Source organism: Pseudomonas sp. SJZ078 (assembly GCF_007828255.1).
Classification (GTDB): domain Bacteria; phylum Pseudomonadota; class Gammaproteobacteria; order Pseudomonadales; family Pseudomonadaceae; genus Aquipseudomonas.
Genome location: NZ_VIUG01000007.1, coordinates 26,463 through 47,691 on the forward strand (window position 1 = coordinate 26,463; position 21,229 = coordinate 47,691).

Here is a 21,229-nt window from a genome sequence, read left to right on the forward strand (position 1 = left end):
CCGGCATGCGCATTCAGTTGAACGGCGAACCCTTTGAATTGCCCGACGGTGAAACCGTTGCGGCCCTGCTGACCCGTCTGGATCTCACCGGGCGTCGCGTCGCGGTGGAACTCAATCTGGATATCGTCCCGCGCAGCCAGCATGCCGATACCGCCCTCAATGAGGGTGACCAGGTTGAAGTCGTGCACGCCATCGGCGGCGGCTAGTGGCCTGTACGGTTAATTCGAGTACTCAAACTCGAGTGTCAGGGCTTGTCAGGCAAGGCGCCATGACGAGTCGTAGCCCCGCTACGGCGAGGAGTGGCAACGCAGCCTGGCAAGTTCTGGCGCCGAAGTTGAGTGCACGAATTAGCCACACAGGCCACTAACGGTTTCGCAGCATTTCGCAAGAACCTCACCCCAACAGAGGATTTCCCATGAGCATCGTTCGTAGCGACAAGCCCTTCGTCCTGGCCGGTCGTACCTACCAGTCGCGCTTGCTGGTAGGTACCGGCAAGTACCGCGACATGGAAGAAACCCGCCTGGCCATCGAGGCTTCGGGCGCCGAGATCGTCACCGTCGCGGTGCGCCGGACCAACATCGGCCAGAACCCGGGCGAACCGAACCTGCTGGATATCCTGCCGCCGGATCGCTACACCATCCTGCCGAATACCGCCGGTTGCTTCGACGCCATCGAGGCCGTGCGCACCTGTCGCCTGGCCCGTGAGCTGCTCGATGGCCACAACCTGGTGAAGCTGGAAGTGCTGGCGGACCAGAAAACCCTGTTTCCCAACGTGATCGAAACCCTCAAGGCCGCTGAAACCCTGGTCAAGGAAGGTTTCGACGTCATGGTATATACCAGCGACGATCCGATCATCGCCCGGCAACTGGCGGAAATCGGCTGCATCGCGGTCATGCCGCTGGCCGGCCTGATCGGTACGGGCCTGGGGATCTGTAACCCGTACAACCTACAGATCATTCTTGAAGAAGCCAAAATCCCGGTACTGGTGGATGCCGGCGTCGGTACCGCCTCCGACGCCACCATTGCCATGGAGCTGGGCTGCGAAGCGGTGCTGATGAACTCCGCCATCGCCCACGCCCAGCAGCCGATCCTGATGGCCGAAGCGATGAAACACGCCATTGTCGCCGGGCGCCTGGCCTACCTCGCCGGGCGCATGCCGAAAAAACTTTACGCCAGCGCCTCCTCGCCGCTGGATGGTCTGATCAAGTAAGAGCCATTGATGATTGAATCGAACGACACGCCTGTCCAGCCGGACGAAGGCGAAGAGCGCCAGCATCGCCGCATCAAGAGTTTCGTGATGCGCGCCGGGCGCATGACCGAAGGCCAGCAGCGCGGCCTGGAGCAGGGCGCCCCTCTGTTCGTCCTGCCCTTGGCCGATGCGCCGGTGGACTTCGACCAGGTATTTGGCCGCTCGGCCCCGCGCTCTCTGGAAATCGGTTTCGGCATGGGTCATTCGCTGCTGGAAATGGCCGCGGCTGCGCCGGAGCAGGATTTCATCGGCGTGGAAGTGCACCGTCCCGGCGTCGGCGCGTTGCTCAATGGCGTCCTGACCCAAGGGCTGACCAACCTGCGGGTCTACGATTGCGACGCCATCGAAGTGCTCAACCGATGCGTGGCCGACAACAGCCTGGACCGGCTGATGCTGTTCTTCCCGGACCCATGGCACAAGAGTCGTCATCACAAGCGCCGTATCGTCCAGGCTTCGTTCGCCGAGCTGGTGCGCAGCAAGTTGAAGGTCGGCGGTGTGCTGCATATGGCCACCGATTGGGAGCCCTATGCCGAATACATGCTGGAAGTGATGAACGTCGCCCCTGGCTATCGCAACCTCGCCGAAGACAGCAAATACGTACCACGCCCGGCCGAACGGCCGATCACCAAGTTCGAGCGCCGTGGCGAACGGCTGGGGCATGGGGTTTGGGATTTGAAGTTCGAGAAGTTGGCGTAAGTACCAGTAGATCCTGTTGAAATGGGATCCCCTGTGGGAGCGAGCCTGCTCGCGATGACGGCCTGACAGTCAACATTGATGTTGGATGTTAAGGCCTCATCGCGAGCAGGCTCGCTCCCACAGTTGTTTCAGGGCGCTGCGAAGGTCAGCGCCGATCCGCCACCACGCCAATCAACACCAACACCACCAACAGCACCGGTGCCAGGCTGTAATTGTTGAACTGGCTCAGCCCGCGCACCACCCAGGGCGTGGCGTAGATCAGCGCCGCGCCGCTGCCGATCATGCACAGCAAGGCGATCAGCGGGACGCGCAACGCGCCGGCGATACTGCCCAGGCGTTGTTCGACCCAGGCCTTGATGTCTGCGCCGAACAGCACCAGCAGGCAGCCGACCAGTGCCAGGGAGATTTCTGACAGGTTACTGCGGCTCCAGCGGGACACGGTGGCGAGCAGGTCGAGTACCAGATCCATTCGATTTCCTTGTGTTGATCAGCTCAGAAATTTCTGCAGCAAGTCATTGAGAAACAGCTGGCCGCGCTCGGTGGCCGCCAGACGTGACGGTTCGACCTGCAACAACCCGCTTTGTTCGGCTTCGCGGCGACCTTCGGCCAGGCTTTGCAGGGGCAGGCCGGTGCGTTCCGGGTATAGCCGCGCTTGCACCCCGTCGGTCAGGCGCAGGGCGTTCATCAGGAATTCGAAGGGCAGTTCGTCGTTGGCCAGGGTTTTCTCGCCGGCCAGGAAGCGCTTGGCCGGGTTGAGGTAGTCCTTGGGCAGGCGGGTCTTCCAGGTGCGCACGATGCGCCCGTCTGGATGGCTGAGCTTGCCATGGGCACCGGCACCGATGCCGATGAAGTCGCCGAAGCTCCAGTAATTGAGGTTATGCTGCGCCGCTCGACCCGGTTGGGCGTAGGCCGATACTTCGTATTGGGCGTAACCATGTTCGGCCAGCAGCGCTTGTCCGGCTTCCTGGATGTCCCACAACGTATCGTCTTCCGGCAACGTTGGCGGCTGGTTCCAGAACACCGTGTTGGGCTCCAGCGTCAGCTGATACCAGGAGAGATGGGTCGGCTTCAAGGCGATGGCCTGGCGCAGGTCGCTCAAGGCGTCCTCAAGGGACTGGTCAGGCAGGCCATGCATCAGGTCCAGGTTGAAATTATCGAACCCGGCCTGGCGCGCCATGCCGGCGGCGCGCACCGCTTCGTCACCGTTATGGATCCGGCCCAGGGCTTGGAGCTTGGCCTGCTGGAAGCTCTGGATACCAATGGACAGGCGATTGATGCCCAAGGCCCGGTAAGCCACGAATTTCTCTTGCTCGAAGGTACCCGGGTTGGCTTCCAGGGTGATTTCGATGTCGTCTGCGAAGGCTATCCGCGCCTCGACGCCCTGGAGCAGCCGGCCCAAGGCCTGGGCACTGAACAGGCTGGGGGTACCGCCGCCGAAGAAAATCGAACTCAGTTTACGACCATATACGCTGTGCAGATCCTGGTCGAGATCGGCCAGCAAGGCGTCGACGTACTCTTCTTCTGGCAACTGAGGGCTGGCGGTGTGGGAGTTGAAGTCGCAATACGGGCATTTGCGTACGCACCACGGAATGTGGACATACAACGCCAGGGGCGGCAACACTGGCAGCGGTGCCCGAGGCGTGTGTGCGCCGCCATGAATCAGCGGCGCGGGAGAGTCATTGTTCATTGCAGGCCCAGGCGCTGACGCAGCAGGGCCATGGCGCGGGCGCGGTGGCTCAGTTGGTTCTTTTCCACCGGGCCCAGCTCGGCGCTGGAACAGTTGCGCTCCGGCACCCAGAACAGCGGGTCGTAGCCGAAGCCGTGCTCGCCGCTGGCCTCGGTGAGAATACGCCCATGCCACAGGCCTTCACAGAGGATCGGCAGTGGATCGTCGGCGTGGCGCACCAAGGCCAGCACACAGACAAACTGCGCGCGGCGCTCGGCTTCGGGCACGTCCTTGAGGGCGTCGAGCAGCTTGGCGTTGTTCGCCGCGTCACCCTTGCCGTCGGCATAACGAGCCGAGTAGATACCCGGAGCGCCGCCGAGGAAATCCACCGCCAGTCCCGAGTCGTCCGCCAGCGCCGGCAGGCCGGAGATGCGTGCGGCGTTGCGGGCCTTGAGGATCGCGTTCTCGACGAACGACAGGCCGGTTTCTTCCGGTTCCACCTGGCTGAATTCGCCAATCGAGCGCAACTGCACCGACCCGCCGAGCATGGCCTGGAGTTCCTTGAGTTTGCCGGCGTTATGGCTGGCGAGTACGAGTTGGGTGAGGTTCATCATTCGCCGGGGAACAGTTCCTGGTTGAAATTGAAGGTATTGATCTTGTCGCCGGTCTGCACCTTGATCTCGAAGGTGCGGACTTCCCGCTGGTTCACCGGATACTGGGCGATGTAATAGATCGCACCTTGCTCGGTCACCTGCTTGAACTTCAGCGGGACGCTGCTGCTGGTGAGGTCTTTGACCGAGCCGCTGACCTGGGCCGACAAAGGCTTGCCACTCTTGAGCACCGAGATGTTGATGATGCCCTGGTTCTTGCTGCGGATCAGCTCGGCAGCCTTGGCGATATCCGGCGTCAGGAAGGTCGAGTTGAATGTGTTGTAGTGCACCGTGACGTCACCGAACACTTCCTTGCGGTCCGGCCTGATGGCATCGGCTGCCATGACGCCGATGCTCAGGCAGGCGGTAATGAGAAACAACGCTAGACGTTTCATGTCGTGCTCCTGATTAGGCAGGGATTACACCGCGACCTGGTGGTCAGCGAGAGCTGGGCTGCTGACCCGATAAATGCCTATCTCACCTAACAGATTAGGCCATAGCTTGCTGGCCCACCCGTGGCGGTGCTGCTGGTCCACCGCCAGGCGATCGATGACCTTGGCCTGGCGTTCGCGGCACAACGCTTCGAAGTCCGCGAAGGTGCAGAAGTGGATGTTCGGTGTGTTGTACCAGGTGTAGGGCAGGAACTCCGATACCGGCATGCGACCTTTGCTCGCCAGGTACCAGCGGCAGCGCCAGTGCCCGAAGTTGGGGAAGGTAATGATGCACTGGCGCCCGACCCGGAGCATTTCGTCGAGGATCCTGTCAGGGTAGTGCACCGCTTGCAGGGCCTGGGTCATGACCACGATGTCGAAGCTGTTGCTGGCGAAGTTGCCCAAGCCCTTGTCCAGGTCCTGTTCGATGACGTTGATGCCCTTGGCGACGCACTCGGCGATGTTGTCCGGGTCGTTTTCCAGGCCGTAGCCGGTGACTTGCTTGTGGTCCCGCAGCCAGGTCAGCAGTTCGCCGTTGCCGCAGCCCAGGTCGAGCACGCGGCTGCCGGCGGGGATCCATTCCTGGATGATGTCCAGATCGGCTCTCATGGCGTCCTCACAGCGTAATACGGTTCATGTAGTTGCCGAACGCCTGCAGGTAGCGCGGGATCGGAATCAGAAAGGCGTCGTGGCCCTGGGGCGCGTCGATTTCCAGGTAGCAGACGTCCTTGCGCGCGGCCATCAGCGCGTCCACCAGCTCCCGCGAGCGCGCCGGGGAGAAGCGCCAGTCGGTGGTGAACGACATCACGCAGAACTTGGCGGTGGCGCCAGCGAAGGTTTTCGCCAGGTCATCGTCGAAGCTTGCCGCCGGATCGAAATAGTCCAGGGCCTTGGTCATCAGCAGGTAGGTGTTGGCGTCGAAGCGCCCGGAGAACTCCTCGCCCTGGTAACGCAGGTAGCTTTCCACCTGGAACTCGACGCTGTGGAAGTCATAGTTGAGCTTTTCGCTCTTGAGGCCACGGCCGAATTTCTCGCCCATGGAGTCGTCGGACAGGTAGGTGATATGCCCGACCATCCGCGCCAGCATCAGCCCGCGCTTAGGGATCACGCCGTGCTCCTGGAACGAACCACCGTGGAATTCCGGGTCGGTGAGGATCGCCTGGCGCGCCACTTCGTTGAAGGCGATGTTCTGCGCCGACAGCTTGGGGGCCGAGGCGATTGCCAGGCAGTGGCGCACGCGGTCCGGGTAGGTGATGGTCCATTGCAGGGCCTGCATGCCCCCCAGGCTGCCGCCGATCACGGCGGCCCACTGGGCGATCCCGAGACGGTCGGCCAGGCGGGCCTGGCTGTGGACCCAGTCTTCCACGGTCAGCACCGGGAAATCGGCGCCGAAGGGCTTGCCGGTATCCGGGTTGAGGCTGCTGGGGCCGGTGGAGCCGTTGCAGCCGCCGAGGTTGTTCAGGCTGACCACGAAGAACCGGTTGGTGTCGATCGGCTTGCCGGGGCCAATGCAACTGTCCCACCAGCCGGGCTTGCGGTCGTCGATGCTGTGGTAGCCGGCGGCATGGTGATGCCCCGACAAGGCGTGGCAGATGAGCACGGCATTGCTCGCCGTGGCGTTGAGCGTGCCATAGGTTTCGTAGATCAGGTCATAGGCTGGCAACGAACGACCGCAGGCCAGGGCCAGGGGCTCGCTGAAATGCGCCATTTGCGGCGTCACCAGACCAACGGAATCGGGGGGAAAGGCAGCTGGCATCGACCCTGCTCTCGTTGAAATGAGGCGTAAGTCTAAAGACCGCTGGGGTTAGCGGCAAGCAAAGGCGCGGGGGGATTTCTTGCAAGGGTATTTATCTGTGGCGAGGGGATTTATCCCCTCGCCACAAGGTATGTACGCCTCGTCAGATCAGGACGCGCAGGATATCCGGCATCATGGTCATGGCCGCCAGGTTGTTGATCACCAGCATGTCGAGCAGCTTGAGCACCATGAACGCCAGGATCGGCGAGATATCCAGGCCGCCGAGGTTCGGCACGATGCGACGGAACGGAGCCAGGGCCGGTTCGCAGATCTGGTTCACCAGTTCGGCGCCCGGATTGTGGCTGCCCGGGGCGACCCAGGACAGAATCACACTGATGATCAGGGCGAAGAAGAAAATCTTCAGGAACAGCGCGGTCACGCCGATGATCGACCAGATCAGCAGTTGCAGCGGGTTGCCGGTGGTGCCGTAGGTCAGCAGCAGGGTCAGGGCCATCAGGGCCATTTGCACGAGGATCGCCAGTACCAGCGACGACATGTCCAGGCCGAACAGGCTCGGGATGATCCGGCGCAGGGGCTTGAGCAGCGGCTGGGTGGCCTTGACGACGAACTGGCACAGCGGGTTGTAGAAGTTGGCGCGCACCAGTTGTAGCACGAAACGCATCAGCACGATCAGCAGGTACAGGCTGCCAAGGGTTTGCAGCACGTAGACCGCAGCGGTGTTCAATCCAATCATGAATGGCTCCTTATTGGCCCAGTTGTTCGGCCATTTCGGCCGAGCGGTGCGCGGCGGCGCCGAGTGCTTTTTCCACCAGGGCTTCGAAACCCCCGGCCTGGAACGATTTGATGGCCGCTTCGGTGGTGCCGGCCGGCGAGGTCACGCGGCGGCGCAACTCAGCCGCATCGACGTCGCTGGAGGTGGCCATGTGGGCAGCGCCTAGGGCGGTCTGCAAGGTCAGCTTCGCGGCAATCTCGCGGGGCAGGCCCAGTTTTTCGCCGGCGGCGGTCATGGCTTCGATCAGCAGAAAAAAGTACGCCGGGCCTGAACCGGAAACGGCGGTGACCGCGTCCAGTTGCTGCTCGGTCTCCAACCACAGCGCCAGGCCGACGGCCGACAGCAGCTCCTCAGCCTGCTGGCGTTGTCCGGCGCTGACCTGTTGGGTGGCGAACAGGCCGCTGACGCCCTGGCGTAACAGCGCCGGGGTGTTGGGCATGCAACGCACGATGGGCTGCTCGCCGAGCCACTTGTTCATGCTGGCGCAGGTGATGCCAGCGGCAATCGACACCACCAGTTGATGGGGCTTGAGGCTTGGGCGAAGGGCTTCGCACACGGCTTTCATCGCTTGCGGCTTGACCGCCAGCACGACGACGTCGGCGCCATCGATGGCTTGTGCGTTGTCGGCAAAGGTTTCGATGCCGTGCTCGCCGCTCACCCGGGTACGGGTATCGACCCCCGGATCGCTGGCGCGGATCTGCGCAGCGTCCAGACCCTTGGCCCGCAGGCCACCGATCAGGCTGGCGGCCATGTTGCCGGCGCCGATAAAGGCAATACGCGTGTTGCTCATGACAGGTCCTTGATTGAAGAGTTGAGTCGGCATGGCTTACGGCTGGTTCCCGCTGTAGTCGCGAGCACCAAACAGGGCGGTACCGATCCTGACCCAGGTGGCCCCCTGGGCAATGGCGGATTCGAGGTCGTGGCTCATGCCCATGGACAGGGTATCCAGCGGCAGGGCCAGGCTGGCTTGCAAGCGTTGGACGGCTGCGAAGGCTGCGTCCTGAGCGGCGCGTTCTTCGGTCGGCTCGGGGATTGCCATGAGTCCGCGTAGCGTCAGGCGTGGCAACGCGCCGATTGCCTCGGCCAGGGCCGGCAGATCTTCCGGGGTACAACCGGATTTGCTGGCTTCCCCACTGACGTTGACTTGAATGCAGATGTTCAGCGGCAGCAAGCCGTCCGGACGCTGTTCGGACAGGCGTTGGGCAATTTTCAAACGGTCCACGGAGTGCACCCAGTCGAAATGTTCAGCGATAGCGCGGGTCTTGTTCGATTGAATGGGGCCGATGAAGTGCCAGATCAAGGGCAGGTCGGTCAGTTCGGCCTGCTTGCCCAGCGCTTCCTGCAGGTAGTTCTCACCGAAGTCCCGCAGGCCCGCGGCATAGGCTTCACGCAGGGCCTGGGCGGGCTTGGTCTTGCTCACTGCCAGCAGTTGCACGCTGTCTACGGCGCGGTGGGCGGCTTGCTCCGCAGCGCGGATGCGCGATCTAACCTGAGCGATGTTGTCTGCTATCGTGGACATAAAGAAGCGCCAGCGGTCTGAGGTTCGCGGCATTCTACTGGAATTGAGGAGCGCTATGGATATCACTGAACTGCTGGCGTTCAGCGCCAAACAGGGGGCGTCGGACCTGCACCTGTCCGCCGGGCTGCCGCCGATGATCCGGGTTGATGGCGATGTGCGGCGGATCAACCTGCCAGCACTGGACCACAAGCAGGTTCATGAATTGATCTACGACATCATGAATGACCGGCAACGGGTAGATTACGAAAAGTTTCTGGAAACCGATTTTTCCTTCGATGTACCTGGGGTAGCACGGTTCCGGGTCAACGCGTTCAATCAGAATCGCGGCGCGGGGGCGGTGTTCCGGACCATTCCGTCGAAAGTCCTGACCATGGAAGAGCTGGGCATGGGTGAGGTGTTTCGCAAAGTGACCGAGGCCCCCCGCGGGTTGGTGCTGGTGACTGGGCCGACCGGCTCAGGCAAGTCCACCACCCTGGCGGCGATGATCGACTACCTCAACACCCATAAGCACCATCACATCCTTACCATCGAGGACCCCATCGAGTTTGTCCACGAACCGCGCAAATGCCTGATCAACCAGCGCGAAGTGCACCGCGACACCCAGGGTTTTTCCACGGCCTTGCGTTCGGCCCTTCGGGAGGATCCGGACGTGATTCTGGTGGGGGAGATGCGTGACCTGGAAACCATCCGCCTGGCGCTGACCGCCGCCGAAACCGGGCACCTGGTCTTCGGCACCCTGCACACCACCTCGGCGGCCAAGACCATCGACCGGGTGGTGGACGTGTTCCCGGGAGACGAGAAGTCCATGGTGCGCTCGATGTTGTCGGAATCATTGCAGGCGGTGATTTCCCAGACGTTGATCAAGAAGATCGGCGGCGGCCGGGTCGCCGCTCACGAAATCATGCTGGGTACATCGGCGATTCGTAACCTGATCCGTGAAGACAAGGTGGCGCAGATGTACTCGGCGATCCAGACCGGAGGCTCGCTGGGGATGCAGACGCTGGACATGTGCTTGAAGGATCTGGTGACCAAAGGCTTGATCAGCCGTGAACATGCACGGGAGCGGGCGCGTACGCCGGATAATTTCTGAGGGGTTTTCCGATCGTTCCCACGCTCTGCGTGGGAACGCAGCCGGGGACGCTCCGCGTCCCTGAGAGCCGAACGCAGAGCGTCCGCTGAGGCATTCCCACGCAGAGCGTGGGAACGATCATCAGCGCTGGACGACCCGCATCCCACCCGGCTCTTTCGGCAACACCCGCTTGGCAACCACGTAGTGGGTGTCCCAGTACGGCTTGTTCAGAGTGTCGATAGTCACCGACTTGCCGCGACGTGGCGCATGGATGAAACGGTCGTTGCCCAGGTAGATGGCCACGTGGTTGACCCGGCGGCTCTTGAGCTTGAAGAAAATCAGGTCGCCGGGCTTGAGGTCCTTGCGCTCGACTTTCTCACCGTGACCGGCTGCCATGGCATTTGAAGTGCGTGGCAGGTCGAAAGTGCTGTCGTTGAAAGCGTATTTCACCAGACCACTGCAATCGAAGCCTTTACTTGGACTGCTTCCGCCCCAACGATAAGGTGTGCCCAGTACATTCACGGCACGGCTCAATACGTTGCTGCTCGCTTTGGTCGCCATGGGGGGCACCAGCTTGCTGCTGCCAGTGGTCGTGTACTGGACGCTTGGCTTGTTCTTGCTCGAAGGAGCAGAAACATGGGATTTCGGGGTGTAGCCGTTGACGTTGGGAAGACGTTGCTCACGATTGGTGGCGTGGGCGGCCAGGGGCAATAATAGGCAAATGGTTAGCCATGTCTTGAAAAATGGACGCATTAGGCAGGGCTCTTGAAGGTTAGCGCGCAACTTTATAACAGCTTTTTTGCTGATTCCGAGTCCGTTTGTCGATTCGAAATCCTTCGCCCCACCCCTTAAATTGCGACACTTTGGCCCGATTGTCCGACACAGGCCCCGGTTTACGGGGGCTTTACCGAGTTCAGGGTGTCGCATGCCGCTTGTCGGCAAGACACACAAAAGTCACAAAAGGTCCGAACAAATTTAACTATCGAGGCAAAAGAGGTCATTCATGAACAGCTATCAGCTGGACGCCCCACACGATACCCACAGCAAAATCATCGGGTATCTGCTGTGGATTTTCGGTTTCACCGGGGCGCATCGTTTCTACTATGGCAAGCCGGTCACCGGCACGATCTGGTTCTTCACCTTCGGCCTGTTGGGCATCGGCTGGTTGATCGACCTGTTCCTGATCCCTGCCATGGACCGCGAAGCGGACCTGCGCTTCACCCCAGGCCCCATCGAATACACCGTGGCGTGGATCCTGTTGACGTTTCTCGGGGTGTTCGGCGTGCACCGGATGTATCAGGGCAAATGGCTCAGCGGGATCATTTACCTGCTGACCGGCGGGGTGTTCTTCCTGGGGGTGCTGTATGACTTCTGGACGCTGAACGACCAGGTTTCGATTCGCAATGCGCAGAAGCGTGGGGCGTTTCGGTAAGACCGGGTTGCTCCCATCGCGAGCAGGCTCGCTCCCACAGGGATCTTCAGCACGCACAGATTGTGTGAGTACCTGAAATCCAATGTGGGAGCGAGTCTGCCCGCGATGGGCGCAACGCAGTGTCAGGCCTGGTGAGTAACCCGCCCATCCATCAAGGTATAGCGCACCACACTCGGCAAGCTGTGGCCCAGGAACGGGCAGTTGTCGCCTTTGGAGCGCCAGGCTTCCCCGGCCACGGTGGAGGCTGCCGGGTCAAACAGCACCAGGTCCGCTGCCGCACCCACCGCCAGTTTACCGGCCGGCAGTTGCAGCGCCTGGGCTGGGCCGGCGCTGAGGCGCGCCAGCAGCGTCGGCAGGTCGAGCAGGCCGTCTTCCACCAGGGTCATTGCCAGCGGCAGCAGCAGTTCGACGCTGCTGATGCCCGGTTCGGTCGCGCCAAAAGGTGCCAGTTTGGCATCGCGCTCGTGGGGTTGATGATGGCTGGAGATGGCCGAGATCACCCCGGACTTCACCGCCTCGCGCAAGCCATCCCGGTCGGCGCGGGTGCGCAGCGGTGGCTGGACGTGGTAGACGCTGTTGAAATCGATCAGGGCTTCGTCGGTCAGGATCAGTTGATACAGCGCCACATCGGCGGTCACCGGCAAGCCGCGGGCCTGGGCCTGGGCAATCAGCGCCGCGCCGCGGGCACTGGTCAGCTGGCTGAAGTGCGCACGCACACCGCTTTGCTCCACCAGCAACAGGTCACGGGCCAGGGCCACGGTCTCGGCGGTCTCCGGTATGCCCGGTAGGCCGAGGAAGCTGGCGGTCGGACCTTCATGGGCGAGGCCGCCTTCGGCCAGGTCGTGATCCTGGGAGTTGAATATCACGGTCAGACCGAAAGTGGCTGCGTATTCCAAGGCGCGGCACAGGGTGCGGGTGTTACGAAAACTGTTCAGACCGTTGCCAAACGCCACGCAGCCGGCATCGCGCAACGCAATCAGCTCCGCCAGTTGTTCACCGTCGAGGCCTTTGCTTAACGCACCAATCGGAAAGACCTTGGTATTGCCGGCTTCGCGGGCGCGGTCGAGGATCAGTTCGGCCACGGCCGAGGTGTCCAGCACCGGTTTGGTCTGTGGCGGGCAGCACAGGCTGGTCACGCCACCGGCGGCGGCGGCCCGGGTTTCGCTGACGATGCTGCCCTTGCGGCTGTAGCCGGGCTCGCGCAGGGCGACGTTCAGGTCGACCAGGCCGGGGGCGGCCACCAGGCCTTGGGCGTCGAGGGTCTCGACCGCCACGAAACCGGCCGGGGCGGCACCCAGGGCAACGATTTTGCAGGCATCGATATGAATGTCAGTCACTTGATCCAGGCCGCTGGCTGGATCGATCACGCGTGCGCCGAGAATGCTGAGCTTCACTGGGCGTTCTCCTGGTCGAATTGGCGCTGGGCCGTTTGCCCGCTCATGGCCATGGACAGCACGGCCATGCGGATGGCGATGCCGTAGGTCACCTGGTTGAGGATCACCGAGTGCGGTCCGTCGGCCACCGCCGACTCGATCTCCACGCCGCGGTTGATCGGCCCCGGGTGCATGACGATGGCATCCGGCTTGGCCCCGGCCAGACGGGCGGTGGTGAGGCCGAACAGGCGGTAGAACTCGCCTTCGCTGGGCAGCAGGCCGCCGGTCATGCGTTCACGCTGCAGGCGCAGCATGATCACCACGTCCACATCCTTGAGGCCTTCGGTCATGTCGGTGTAGACCTTCACGCCGTATTGCTCGACGCCGATGGGCAGCAGGGTTTTCGGCGCGATCACGCGGATGTCCGGGCAACCGAGGGTCTTGAGGGCGAGCATGTTCGAGCGGGCGACCCGCGAATGCAGGATGTCGCCGACAATCGCCACCGAAAGGTTCTCGAAGCTGCCCTTGTGCCGGCGGATGGTCAGCATGTCCAGCATGCCCTGGGTCGGGTGGGCGTGACGGCCGTCGCCGCCGTTGATGATCGCCACCTGCGGGCAGACGTGTTCGGCAATGAAGTGTGCCGCGCCGGAGTCGCCGTGGCGCACGACGAACATATCCGCCGCCATGGCTTCGAGGTTGCGCAGGGTATCCAGCAGGGTTTCGCCCTTGCTCGCCGAGGACGTCGACACGTTGAGGGTGATCACGTCCGCCGACAGCCGCTGGGCCGCCAGTTCGAAGGTGGTGCGGGTGCGGGTGGAGTTTTCGAAGAACACGTTGCACACGGTCTTGCCGCGCAGCAACGGGACTTTCTTCACCGCCCGGGCGCCGACTTCAAGGAACGAGTCGGCGGTGTCGAGGATTTCCGTCAGCAGCTCGCGGCGCAGGCCGTCGAGGGACAGGAAGTGCCGCAGCTGGCCCTGATCGTTGAGCTGCAGCGGGCGCTTGGTTTCGAGAGGCGTCATCGCGATGGACTCTTACAAGGGCAGTTAAAGGGCAAGGTCTTGCAGTTCGAGTTGCAGCGGTGCGGGGCCGGAGAGTTTGACCCGCTGGTGCGCGGCCAGTGCCAGCGTCGCGCCGACCACGTTCGGCCGGATCGGCAGCTCGGCGGCGTCCAGGTCCAGCAGACACACCAGGGTCACGCTGGCCGGGCGGCCGTAATCGAACAACTCGTTCATGGCGGCGCGGATGGTCCGGCCGCTCATCAGCACGTCGTCGATCAAGACCAGGTGCTGGCCCTCGATCTCGAACGGCAACGCCGAAGGGCGTACTTGTGGGTGCAGGCCGTTCTGGCTGAAGTCGTCGCGGTAGAAGGACACGTCCAGGGTGCCCAGCGGTGCTTGGCTGCCGAGTTCCTCGAGCAGGGCCTGGGCGACCCAGACGCCGCCGGTGCGAATACCGATGTAGCGCGGTTCGCGGATGCCGCGTTGTTCCAGGTGTGCCGTGAGACGGATCGCCATCTGGCTGATCAGGTCGGCAGGATTGGGCAGGCTCATGCTGGCTCCTTCAGGTTCCCGGGCCGGCGGTGAGGCCCGGTCTATCGCTAAAAGAAAGCGCCTTGGCGGCGCTTTCAAAATCAGGTGTCGAACAGGGCGCTGTTGGCATCGAGCCAGCCCTGCAGCAGCAGGGCGGCGGCAATGGCGTCCACCGGGTTGTCGCGGTAACTGCCTTTCTGCCCGCCACGCTCGAGGCGCTCGCCCTTGGCTTCGAACGTAGTCAGGCGTTCGTCGTGGGTATAGAAGGGCAGGTTGTAGCGACCATTGAGTCGCCGGGCGAATTTTTCAGCGCGCACGCACATGTCGCTGGGCGTACCGTCCATGTTCAGCGGCAGGCCGACCACCACGGCGTCGGGTTTCCACTCCTTGATCAGCGCTTCGACCTGGTTCCAGTCCGGCACGCCATTCTGCGCCTTGAGGGTACACAGCTCGCGGGCCTGGCCGGTAACGACCTGGCCGACCGCAACGCCGATCTGTTTGGTGCCGTAGTCGAAGCCCAGCAGCAGGCGCAGGGCCATCAGGCGTGTCCTGCCTGACTGGTGAGCAGGCTGAGGTTGATCCCCAGGCGGTTGGCCGCCGCTTCCAGGCGCAGTTCACTGCTGGTGTTGAACAGGATGTCGGCGTCGAACGGGCAGGTCAGCCAGGCGTTGTCGGCCAGCTCGGCCTCCAGCTGCCCGGCTTCCCAACCAGCGTAGCCGAGGGCGATCAGGCTTTTCTCCGGCCCGACACCGTCAGCGATGGCAAACAACACGTCCTGGGAGGTCGACAGCGATACGCCGTTGAGGTCCACGGTGGCCTGGTAGCTGGGACCCGACGGATGGAGGACGAAGCCACGGTCGGTCTGCACCGGCCCGCCGATGAAAATCGGCACGTGCTGGCACAGGATCGGCGGCTCCACCTCAGGTCGCAGCTGCTCGAGAATATCCGCCAGGTTCAGTTCCTGCGGGCGATTGATCACCAGCCCCATGGCGCCATTGGCCGTGTGCTCGACAATGTAGGTCAAGGTGTGGGCGAAGTTCGGATCGGCCATATGCGGCATGGCGATCAGGAAATGATGTTTGAGGTAGGTGGGGCTGACGTTTTTCATAGGCGATAGTGTGGCGGCGCAGGGGCGAACTGACAAGCTGGGGATGTGCAGGAAATACCCGAGATAGGTGTAGAACCCTTGTGGGAGCGAGCCTGCTCGCGATAGCTATTGATCATCCAATATAAATGTCGACTGGCAGACCGCTATCGCGAGCAGGCTCGCTCCCACAGGAATTGGTGTCAGTTGCTGGACAACCGATCTCCCCGGGAGAATTTCCAGGTGCGGATGATCTCCAGTCGGTCGATGTCGGACAAATCCCCGGTAAACGGCGCGAACGGCGCCGCCAGGCGCACGATGCGTTGGGCCGCCTGGTCCAGCAGCGGCTGGCCGGAGGACTCCAGCACCAGCACTTCATACAGGGAGCCGTCACGGTTGATCGAGACCATCAGCCGCAGGTTGCCGTAGATCTGCTTGCGCCGCGCTTCTTCGGGGTAATTGAGGTTGCCGATGCGCTCGACCTTCTTGCGCCACTCATCCTTGTACCAGGCGCCCTTGTCACGCATGGTCGAAGCGGCGCTCAGGCGGTGGATGCGCGGACGCTTGGCATAGAGCTGCTGTTCCTGGGCCAGTTCGGCTTCCAGGCTGGCGATGTCGCTGGACAACTGGGAGCTGTCAAAGGTCGGCGCCGGAGCCTTGGGCTTGGGGTCGGGCTTGACCTCTTCCTTGACCGGTGCCTTCTTCGGCTTCGGTGCCACAGTGGTCACCGCCGCCTTGGGGGCCGTTTCCTGGACCTCGGGCTTGGCGGCCGGAGGAGGGGTGGCCTTCTGGACCTGGTTATCCTGGAACGGCGCGATCTCGGTGGTCTTGGGAACCGCCTTCTTTTCCAGGGTGCCGCTACCCTGCTGGTTTTCCTGGGCGAGGAAATCCGCCTGCTTCGGCTTGGTTTCGCTCTTGAAGGTGGCCAGGGTGATTTCCAGGGTCTGGCTGATCTGCTTGGGCTCGACCGTGGCGAACCCGACGCCCAGCAGCAGGGCCAGGTGGATCAGCGCCGCCAGGAACAGGGTAAAGCCCAGACGATCAGCCGGGCGCACGCCACGATGGGCGAGCTCTAGGGGCAGATCGGACGGGAGGGTCATGGCAGCAAAAACCAACATTGCTTTTTTTCAGGGCCCGGCATGATAGCGCAATGTTGGTTTTTAGCTGCAAGCTGCAAGCGACAAGCTGTACGCATTAATCTTGCCGTTTGGAGCTTCTAGCTTGCAGCTGCTTCTCTATGGCATCCATCAGCATCCCGCCGATGTCGGTGCCGAAGGCATTATCGATCTCGCGGATGCAGGTCGGGCTGGTGACGTTGATTTCCGTCAGGTGCTCGCCGATCACATCCAGGCCCACGAACAGCAGACCTTTTTCCCGCAGGGCCGGGCCCACCTGGGCCGCGATCCAACGATCCTTCTCGGTCAGTGGACGGGCTTCGCCACGGCCGCCGGCGGCCAGGTTGCCGCGGGTTTCGCCCGCTGCCGGAATGCGCGCCAGGCAATAGTCCACCGGCTCGCCGTCGATCATCAGGATGCGCTTGTCGCCATCGACGATGGCCGGCAGGTAGCCCTGGATCATGATCTGCTGCTTGCCGTGCAGGGTCAGGGTTTCCAGGATCACGGAGAGGTTCGGGTGGCCGGCGGTGTGGCGGAAGATCGAAGAACCGCCCATGCCGTCCAGGGGCTTGAGGATCACGTCGCCATGATGATCGGCAAACTCGCGCAGGACATCCGGGCGGCGGCTGACGATGGTCGGTGGGGTGCATTGCGGGAACAGCGTGGCGAACAGCTTCTCGTTGCAGTCGCGCAGGCTCTGGGGTTTGTTGACCACCAGCACGCCAGCGGTTTCGGCCTGTTCCAGCAGGTAGGTGGAATACACGAATTCCATATCGAAGGGCGGATCCTTGCGCATCAGGATCACGTCCAGGTCGCTCAGCAGCGCATCGTTCTCGTCGCCCAGTTCAAACCATTTTTCCGGGTTGGCGAAGACTTTCAACGGTTTCATGCGCGCCCGGGCCTGGCCTTCGGCCTGGTAGAGGTCGCGCTGTTCCATGTAGAACAATTCCCAGCCGCGCTTTTGAGCGGCCAGCAGCATGGCCAGCGAGCTATCCTTTTTGTAGGAAATGCTGGCAATAGGGTCCATGACAATGCCGACGCGTACGCTCATGGCTTGGTTCCTCGAAATCTGATGGGGCACAAATGGCGTGAAAAAGTGGCGTCAGAGTGGCGCCCGGCGGATTCGCGGTCAAGGAAAAACCACCGTGCCGTCCGGCCGATAGCCCGGCGCTGGAGACTGTGCTAAAAAGGCTGCCATGTGGCGCGCGGGCCTTGAACATCAAGGGCTTGCGCCGTCGGTCGCATTTACGCGTTTAAAACCGGTTCGCAGTGGCAATGGCAGAGCATCTTACGCAGCAGCAACCCAGCGTCTTGAAGGTCATGGTCATCGACGATTCGAAGACCATTCGCCGTACCGCCGAAACCTTGCTGCGCAATGTGGGTTGCGAGGTGATCACGGCGGTCGATGGCTTCGATGCCCTGGCCAAAATCACCGACCATCACCCGGGCATCATCTTTGTCGACATCATGATGCCGCGTCTGGACGGCTACCAGACCTGCGCCCTGATCAAGAACAACAGCGCCTTCAAGGCCACGCCAGTGATCCTGCTGTCGTCCCGGGACGGGCTGTTCGACAAGGCCAAGGGACGTATCGTCGGTTCCGATCAGTTTTTGACCAAGCCTTTCAGCAAGGAAGAACTGCTGGGCGCGATACAAGCTCATGTCCCGGGCTTTGCCGCCGTCCAGCCACACCAGGCACATTAAATGACGCCCGGCCGCAGGGCCTGGGGTCGACAAGAATGGGGAACACCATGGCACGAATTCTGATCGTCGATGATTCGCCGACTGAAATGTACAAGCTGACCGGCATGTTGGAAAAACACGGTCACCAGGTTCTCAAGGCCGAGAACGGCGCCGACGGCGTGGCCCTGGCCCGCCAGGAAAAGCCCGACGCGGTGCTGATGGACATCGTCATGCCCGGCCTCAACGGGTTCCAGGCCACACGCCAACTGACCAAGGATCTGGAGACCGGCCACATCCCGGTCATCATCATCACCACCAAGGACCAGGAAACCGACAAGGTCTGGGGCAAGCGTCAAGGCGCCAAGGACTACCTGACCAAGCCGGTCGACGAAGAAACCCTGATCAAGACCCTGAACAACGTCCTGGCGGGTTGACGGCGCGGCCATGAGCCCATCCCTGACTGCGTTCGAGCTGCTGCAGCAGATCGATCGACGCTGCCGGTCGCTGGCGGCGGACCTGCCGTCCCAACCGACCCACCGGCACGCCTGGAGCGGTATCGGCTTTCGCCTGGGCGAACGCTGGTTCGTGGCGCCCATGGATGAGGTCAGCGAAGTGTTGCACGAGCCGCGCCATACGCATCTGCCCGGGGTCAAGCCGTGGGTTCGTGGCGTGGCCAACCTGCGGGGCCGACTGTTGCCGCTGATGGACCTGTGCGGTTTTTTCGGTCATGAACTGTCGACGGCGCGCAAGCAGCGGCGGGTGCTGGTGGTGGATCATGGCGAAGTGTTCGCCGGGTTGCTGGTGGATGAAGTCCTCGGGTTGCAGCATTTCACCCAGGACAGCCTGGAGCCGATGCAGGCGGGCGAGCGCGACTGCCCGGAAGCCGCTTTCGTCAAGGGCCGGTTTCGTGGCGAGCGGCAGTGGCAGGTGTTCAGCCCTTTTGCGCTGACGCAGTCGACGGGATTCATGGATGTGGCAAGTTGACTGTGGGAGCGAGCGTGCTCGCTCCCTCAGGGGTAACAGCGGTGGGTCAGGGTCTTGGGCAGTACAGGCGAAAATCGATGATCAAAGCAAACACAGGCAAGCCACTGGAAGCGTCGCGCAGTCGTTCGCAGATCATCGTGCTGTTCGTCGCGCTGATTGTCTTCATCATGTTGTTGTTCGCCAATTTCGCGTACCTCAACACCCAGTCCACCTACGATAAACAGTACATCGGTCATGCCGGTGAGTTGCGGGTGCTGTCCCAGCGCATTGCCAAGAACGCCACCGAGGCTGCCGCCGGCAAGGCTGCGGCGTTCAAATTGCTGAGCGATGCACGCAACGATTTTGCCCAGCGCTGGGGCTACCTCAAGCAGGGCGACCCGGTGACCGGCCTGCCGCCGGCGCCTTCGACCCTGCGGCCGCAGCTGCGCGCCGTGCAACTGGACTGGGAGCGCCTGCTCAAGAACACCGACGCCATCCTGTCCAGCGAGCAGACCGTGCTGTCGCTGCATCAGGTGGCGGCGACACTGGCCGAAACCGTGCCGCAGTTGCAGGTCGAATACGAAAAAGTCGTCGAGATCCTGCTGCAGCGGGGGGCGCCTGCGGCCCAGGTGGCCATGGCCCAGCGCCAGTCGTTGTTGGCCGAGCGCATACTGGGTGCGGTGAACACCGTGCTGGCGGGGGATGAGAACGCCAGCCAGGCCGCCGATACCTTTGGCCGCGATGCCGCGCGTTTCGGCCAGGTGCTCAACGGCATGTTGCAGGGCGATCCGGCGTTGAAGATCTCCCAGGTCCAGGATCGCGATGCCCGGGCACGCCTGAGCGAAATCAGTGAGCTGTTCGAGTTCGTCTCGGGCTCGGTGGACGAAATCCTCGAAACCTCGCCGGAACTGTTCAAGGTCCGCGAATCGGCCGGCAACATCTTCAACCTGTCGCAGACCCTGCTGGACGAAGCCTCGCACCTGACCACGGCACTGGAGAACCTGGCCGGTGGCCGTTCCGTCCACGCCATTGGCGGTTACGTGCTGGGGCTGCTGGCGCTGATGTCGATCATTCTGATCGGTCTGGTAATGGTGCGTGAAACCAACCGCCAACTGCACGAAACCGCGGAGAAGAACGAGCGCAACCAAAACGCGATCATGCGTCTGCTGGACGAAATCGCCGATCTGGCCGACGGCGACCTGACCGTCACCGCTTCGGTCACCGAGGACTTCACCGGCACCATCGCCGACTCGATCAATTATTCGGTGGATCAGTTGCGCGACCTGGTCGCCACCATCAACCTCACTGCCGGCCAGGTCGCCGCTGCGGTGCAGGAAACCCAGGCCACCGCCATGCACCTGGCCCAGGCATCGGAGCATCAGGCCCAGCAGATCAGCGAAGCTTCGACTTCAATCAATGAAATGGCCCAGTCCATCGACCAGGTATCGGCCAACGCCGCCGAGTCGTCGGCGGTGGCCGAGCGTTCCGTGGAAATTGCCAACAAGGGCAACGAGGTGGTGCACAACACCATTCATGGCATGGACAACATTCGCGAGCAGATCCAGGACACCGCCAAGCGCATCAAGCGCCTGGGCGAGTCATCCCAGGAAATCGGCGACATCGTCAGCCTGATCGACGACATTGCCGACCAGACCAACATATTGGCCCTCAACGCTGCGATCCAGGCGTCCATGGCCGGGGATGCCGGGCGCGGCTTCGCGGTGGTGGCCGACGAAGTGCAGCGACTGGCGGAGCGCTCTTCGGCCGCGACCCGGCAGATCGAAACGTTGGTGCGGGCGATCCAGGCCGACACCAACGAAGCGGTGATCTCCATGGAGCAGACCACCAGCGAAGTGGTGCGCGGCGCCCGGCTGGCCCAGGATGCCGGCGTGGCCCTGGAAGAGATCGAGGGCGTGTCGAAGACCCTGGCGGCGCTGATCCAGAGCATTTCCAACGCGGCGCAGCAGCAGACCACTTCGGCGGGGCAGATTTCCCTGACGATGAACGTGATCCAGCAGATCACCACGCAGACCTCGTCCGGCTCTACCGCCACCGCCGAGAGCATCGGCAACCTGGCGAAAATGGCCAGCCAGTTGCGTCGGTCGGTGTCGGGTTTTACCTTGCCGGCGGGGCCTGCTGTTGATGAAGACAAGGCTTGAACAGCCGGATTTGCCTGGCGATGAGGATTATTTGTGGCGAGGGGATAAATCCCCTCGCCACAGGGTTACCCAACCCCTTG

General features: G+C 62.5%; 26 protein-coding genes. 9 read left to right on the top strand and 17 right to left on the bottom strand.

Going from position 1 to position 21,229, the window contains the following annotated elements:
• The first annotated feature begins 5 nt into the window (after positions 1-5).
• The 3 genes from thiS (at position 6) to trmB (ending at position 1,945) form a co-directional block, all read left to right on the top strand.
• A complete protein-coding gene (thiS, locus tag FBY02_RS08855) occupies positions 6-206 on the top strand; it encodes a sulfur carrier protein ThiS (protein ID WP_024778903.1) in 201 nt (66 codons plus the stop codon).
• A 209-nt stretch (positions 207-415) separates the two neighbouring features.
• The gene (locus FBY02_RS08860) at positions 416-1,210 is read left to right on the top strand and encodes a thiazole synthase (protein WP_003177480.1); all 795 of its coding nucleotides are present in this window, start codon (positions 416-418) and stop codon (positions 1,208-1,210) included.
• Positions 1,211-1,219: 9 nt separating this feature from the next.
• Positions 1,220-1,945 (top strand): tRNA (guanosine(46)-N7)-methyltransferase TrmB, encoded by a 726-nt coding sequence (trmB, locus tag FBY02_RS08865; protein WP_144926168.1) that lies wholly within the window; start codon positions 1,220-1,222, stop codon positions 1,943-1,945.
• 145 nt (positions 1,946-2,090) lie between these two features.
• On the opposite strand, the gene FBY02_RS08870 is transcribed toward trmB, so the two are convergent.
• From FBY02_RS08870 to FBY02_RS08910, 9 genes are all read right to left on the bottom strand, one after another.
• Positions 2,091-2,414, bottom strand: a complete 324-nt coding sequence (locus tag FBY02_RS08870) for a DUF3392 domain-containing protein (RefSeq protein ID WP_024778900.1) — start codon at positions 2,412-2,414, stop codon at positions 2,091-2,093.
• 18 nt (positions 2,415-2,432) lie between these two features.
• Positions 2,433-3,632 carry a radical SAM family heme chaperone HemW gene (hemW, locus tag FBY02_RS08875; protein ID WP_144926171.1) on the bottom strand — a complete coding sequence of 400 codons (1,200 nt, stop codon included), beginning with the start codon at positions 3,630-3,632 and terminating at the stop codon, positions 2,433-2,435.
• On the bottom strand, positions 3,629-4,225 hold the full coding sequence (gene rdgB, locus FBY02_RS08880; protein ID WP_144926174.1) for an RdgB/HAM1 family non-canonical purine NTP pyrophosphatase: 597 nt from the start codon (positions 4,223-4,225) through the stop codon (positions 3,629-3,631). The genes hemW and rdgB overlap by 4 nt, the downstream gene beginning before the upstream one ends.
• The gene (locus FBY02_RS08885) at positions 4,222-4,656 is read right to left on the bottom strand and encodes a DUF4426 domain-containing protein (RefSeq protein ID WP_144926177.1); all 435 of its coding nucleotides are present in this window, start codon (positions 4,654-4,656) and stop codon (positions 4,222-4,224) included. The genes rdgB and FBY02_RS08885 overlap by 4 nt, the downstream gene beginning before the upstream one ends.
• Positions 4,657-4,680: 24 nt before the next feature.
• Positions 4,681-5,301, bottom strand: a complete 621-nt coding sequence (gene metW, locus FBY02_RS08890; RefSeq protein WP_144926180.1) for a methionine biosynthesis protein MetW — start codon at positions 5,299-5,301, stop codon at positions 4,681-4,683.
• A gap of 7 nt (positions 5,302-5,308) precedes the next feature.
• Positions 5,309-6,448 (bottom strand): homoserine O-acetyltransferase, encoded by a 1,140-nt coding sequence (locus FBY02_RS08895; protein ID WP_144926182.1) that lies wholly within the window; start codon positions 6,446-6,448, stop codon positions 5,309-5,311.
• 142 nt (positions 6,449-6,590) lie between these two features.
• Entirely contained in the window at positions 6,591-7,181 is a 591-nt protein-coding gene (locus tag FBY02_RS08900; RefSeq protein WP_041023978.1) for a YggT family protein, read from the bottom strand.
• A gap of 10 nt (positions 7,182-7,191) precedes the next feature.
• A complete protein-coding gene (proC, locus tag FBY02_RS08905; protein ID WP_144926184.1) occupies positions 7,192-8,010 on the bottom strand; it encodes a pyrroline-5-carboxylate reductase in 819 nt (272 codons plus the stop codon).
• A gap of 36 nt (positions 8,011-8,046) precedes the next feature.
• Positions 8,047-8,739 (bottom strand): YggS family pyridoxal phosphate-dependent enzyme, encoded by a 693-nt coding sequence (locus tag FBY02_RS08910; protein ID WP_144926187.1) that lies wholly within the window; start codon positions 8,737-8,739, stop codon positions 8,047-8,049.
• A 55-nt stretch (positions 8,740-8,794) separates the two neighbouring features.
• Here FBY02_RS08910 and FBY02_RS08915 point away from each other — a divergent pair, with 55 nt between their 5' ends.
• The gene (locus tag FBY02_RS08915; RefSeq protein ID WP_139640879.1) at positions 8,795-9,829 is read left to right on the top strand and encodes a type IV pilus twitching motility protein PilT; all 1,035 of its coding nucleotides are present in this window, start codon (positions 8,795-8,797) and stop codon (positions 9,827-9,829) included.
• A gap of 120 nt (positions 9,830-9,949) precedes the next feature.
• Here the strand turns inward: FBY02_RS08915 and FBY02_RS08920 are convergent, their stop codons facing one another.
• Entirely contained in the window at positions 9,950-10,561 is a 612-nt protein-coding gene (locus FBY02_RS08920; protein ID WP_144926190.1) for a C40 family peptidase, read from the bottom strand.
• A 250-nt stretch (positions 10,562-10,811) separates the two neighbouring features.
• Here FBY02_RS08920 and FBY02_RS08925 point away from each other — a divergent pair, with 250 nt between their 5' ends.
• Positions 10,812-11,240, top strand: coding sequence for a TM2 domain-containing protein (locus FBY02_RS08925; protein ID WP_144926192.1), 429 nt, complete (start codon positions 10,812-10,814; stop codon positions 11,238-11,240).
• A 122-nt stretch (positions 11,241-11,362) separates the two neighbouring features.
• Here the strand turns inward: FBY02_RS08925 and FBY02_RS08930 are convergent, their stop codons facing one another.
• The 7 genes from FBY02_RS08930 to gshB form a co-directional block, all read right to left on the bottom strand.
• Positions 11,363-12,634 carry a dihydroorotase gene (locus FBY02_RS08930; RefSeq protein ID WP_144926195.1) on the bottom strand — a complete coding sequence of 424 codons (1,272 nt, stop codon included), beginning with the start codon at positions 12,632-12,634 and terminating at the stop codon, positions 11,363-11,365.
• Positions 12,631-13,635, bottom strand: coding sequence for an aspartate carbamoyltransferase catalytic subunit (locus FBY02_RS08935; protein ID WP_003177495.1), 1,005 nt, complete (start codon positions 13,633-13,635; stop codon positions 12,631-12,633). The genes FBY02_RS08930 and FBY02_RS08935 overlap by 4 nt, the downstream gene beginning before the upstream one ends.
• Positions 13,636-13,659: 24 nt before the next feature.
• Positions 13,660-14,166: a bifunctional pyr operon transcriptional regulator/uracil phosphoribosyltransferase PyrR gene (pyrR, locus tag FBY02_RS08940; protein ID WP_047702441.1), complete on the bottom strand. Its 507-nt coding sequence runs from the start codon at positions 14,164-14,166 to the stop codon at positions 13,660-13,662.
• Positions 14,167-14,246: 80 nt separating this feature from the next.
• Positions 14,247-14,684 (bottom strand): Holliday junction resolvase RuvX, encoded by a 438-nt coding sequence (gene ruvX, locus FBY02_RS08945; protein ID WP_041023970.1) that lies wholly within the window; start codon positions 14,682-14,684, stop codon positions 14,247-14,249.
• Entirely contained in the window at positions 14,684-15,253 is a 570-nt protein-coding gene (locus FBY02_RS08950; RefSeq protein WP_024778884.1) for a YqgE/AlgH family protein, read from the bottom strand. The genes ruvX and FBY02_RS08950 overlap by 1 nt, the downstream gene beginning before the upstream one ends.
• Before the next feature lie 179 nt (positions 15,254-15,432).
• A complete protein-coding gene (locus tag FBY02_RS08955; RefSeq protein ID WP_144926198.1) occupies positions 15,433-16,329 on the bottom strand; it encodes an energy transducer TonB in 897 nt (298 codons plus the stop codon).
• A 94-nt stretch (positions 16,330-16,423) separates the two neighbouring features.
• Complete coding sequence (gene gshB / locus FBY02_RS08960; protein ID WP_144926201.1) at positions 16,424-17,395, bottom strand: glutathione synthase; 972 nt, start codon at positions 17,393-17,395, stop codon at positions 16,424-16,426.
• 224 nt (positions 17,396-17,619) lie between these two features.
• On the opposite strand from gshB, the gene FBY02_RS08965 reads away from it, so the two are divergent.
• From FBY02_RS08965 to FBY02_RS08980, 4 genes are all read left to right on the top strand, one after another.
• Positions 17,620-18,048: a PleD family two-component system response regulator gene (locus FBY02_RS08965; RefSeq protein ID WP_144926204.1), complete on the top strand. Its 429-nt coding sequence runs from the start codon at positions 17,620-17,622 to the stop codon at positions 18,046-18,048.
• Positions 18,049-18,095: 47 nt separating this feature from the next.
• A complete protein-coding gene (gene pilH, locus FBY02_RS08970; RefSeq protein ID WP_144926207.1) occupies positions 18,096-18,461 on the top strand; it encodes a twitching motility response regulator PilH in 366 nt (121 codons plus the stop codon).
• A 10-nt stretch (positions 18,462-18,471) separates the two neighbouring features.
• Complete coding sequence (locus FBY02_RS08975) at positions 18,472-19,011, top strand: chemotaxis protein CheW (RefSeq protein ID WP_144926210.1); 540 nt, start codon at positions 18,472-18,474, stop codon at positions 19,009-19,011.
• 77 nt (positions 19,012-19,088) lie between these two features.
• Positions 19,089-21,149, top strand: a complete 2,061-nt coding sequence (locus tag FBY02_RS08980) for a methyl-accepting chemotaxis protein (RefSeq protein WP_144926213.1) — start codon at positions 19,089-19,091, stop codon at positions 21,147-21,149.
• The last annotated feature ends 80 nt before the right edge of the window (positions 21,150-21,229 follow it).

What these genes read in the sequence shown, in the direction of transcription:
- FBY02_RS08975 (WP_144926210.1), top strand. Translation starts at nt 18,472, where the DNA reads ATGAGCCCATCCCTGACTGCGTTCGAGCTGCTGCAGCAGATCGATCGA.
- FBY02_RS08915 (WP_139640879.1), top strand. Translation starts at nt 8,795, where the DNA reads ATGGATATCACTGAACTGCTGGCGTTCAGCGCCAAACAGGGGGCGTCG.
- ruvX (WP_041023970.1), bottom strand. Translation starts at nt 14,684, where the DNA reads ATGGCCCTGCGCCTGCTGCTGGGCTTCGACTACGGCACCAAACAGATC.
- hemW (WP_144926171.1), bottom strand. Translation starts at nt 3,632, where the DNA reads ATGAACAATGACTCTCCCGCGCCGCTGATTCATGGCGGCGCACACACG.
- FBY02_RS08935 (WP_003177495.1), bottom strand. Translation starts at nt 13,635, where the DNA reads ATGACGCCTCTCGAAACCAAGCGCCCGCTGCAGCTCAACGATCAGGGC.
- FBY02_RS08895 (WP_144926182.1), bottom strand. Translation starts at nt 6,448, where the DNA reads ATGCCAGCTGCCTTTCCCCCCGATTCCGTTGGTCTGGTGACGCCGCAA.
- FBY02_RS08900 (WP_041023978.1), bottom strand. Translation starts at nt 7,181, where the DNA reads ATGATTGGATTGAACACCGCTGCGGTCTACGTGCTGCAAACCCTTGGC.
- FBY02_RS08965 (WP_144926204.1), top strand. Translation starts at nt 17,620, where the DNA reads ATGGCAGAGCATCTTACGCAGCAGCAACCCAGCGTCTTGAAGGTCATG.
- trmB (WP_144926168.1), top strand. Translation starts at nt 1,220, where the DNA reads ATGATTGAATCGAACGACACGCCTGTCCAGCCGGACGAAGGCGAAGAG.
- FBY02_RS08885 (WP_144926177.1), bottom strand. Translation starts at nt 4,656, where the DNA reads ATGAAACGTCTAGCGTTGTTTCTCATTACCGCCTGCCTGAGCATCGGC.
- metW (WP_144926180.1), bottom strand. Translation starts at nt 5,301, where the DNA reads ATGAGAGCCGATCTGGACATCATCCAGGAATGGATCCCCGCCGGCAGC.
- FBY02_RS08910 (WP_144926187.1), bottom strand. Translation starts at nt 8,739, where the DNA reads ATGTCCACGATAGCAGACAACATCGCTCAGGTTAGATCGCGCATCCGC.
- FBY02_RS08950 (WP_024778884.1), bottom strand. Translation starts at nt 15,253, where the DNA reads ATGAAAAACGTCAGCCCCACCTACCTCAAACATCATTTCCTGATCGCC.
- FBY02_RS08955 (WP_144926198.1), bottom strand. Translation starts at nt 16,329, where the DNA reads ATGACCCTCCCGTCCGATCTGCCCCTAGAGCTCGCCCATCGTGGCGTG.
- FBY02_RS08920 (WP_144926190.1), bottom strand. Translation starts at nt 10,561, where the DNA reads ATGCGTCCATTTTTCAAGACATGGCTAACCATTTGCCTATTATTGCCC.
- FBY02_RS08925 (WP_144926192.1), top strand. Translation starts at nt 10,812, where the DNA reads ATGAACAGCTATCAGCTGGACGCCCCACACGATACCCACAGCAAAATC.
- pyrR (WP_047702441.1), bottom strand. Translation starts at nt 14,166, where the DNA reads ATGAGCCTGCCCAATCCTGCCGACCTGATCAGCCAGATGGCGATCCGT.
- gshB (WP_144926201.1), bottom strand. Translation starts at nt 17,395, where the DNA reads ATGAGCGTACGCGTCGGCATTGTCATGGACCCTATTGCCAGCATTTCC.
- FBY02_RS08860 (WP_003177480.1), top strand. Translation starts at nt 416, where the DNA reads ATGAGCATCGTTCGTAGCGACAAGCCCTTCGTCCTGGCCGGTCGTACC.
- thiS (WP_024778903.1), top strand. Translation starts at nt 6, where the DNA reads ATGCGCATTCAGTTGAACGGCGAACCCTTTGAATTGCCCGACGGTGAA.
- rdgB (WP_144926174.1), bottom strand. Translation starts at nt 4,225, where the DNA reads ATGATGAACCTCACCCAACTCGTACTCGCCAGCCATAACGCCGGCAAA.
- pilH (WP_144926207.1), top strand. Translation starts at nt 18,096, where the DNA reads ATGGCACGAATTCTGATCGTCGATGATTCGCCGACTGAAATGTACAAG.
- FBY02_RS08980 (WP_144926213.1), top strand. Translation starts at nt 19,089, where the DNA reads ATGATCAAAGCAAACACAGGCAAGCCACTGGAAGCGTCGCGCAGTCGT.
- proC (WP_144926184.1), bottom strand. Translation starts at nt 8,010, where the DNA reads ATGAGCAACACGCGTATTGCCTTTATCGGCGCCGGCAACATGGCCGCC.
- FBY02_RS08870 (WP_024778900.1), bottom strand. Translation starts at nt 2,414, where the DNA reads ATGGATCTGGTACTCGACCTGCTCGCCACCGTGTCCCGCTGGAGCCGC.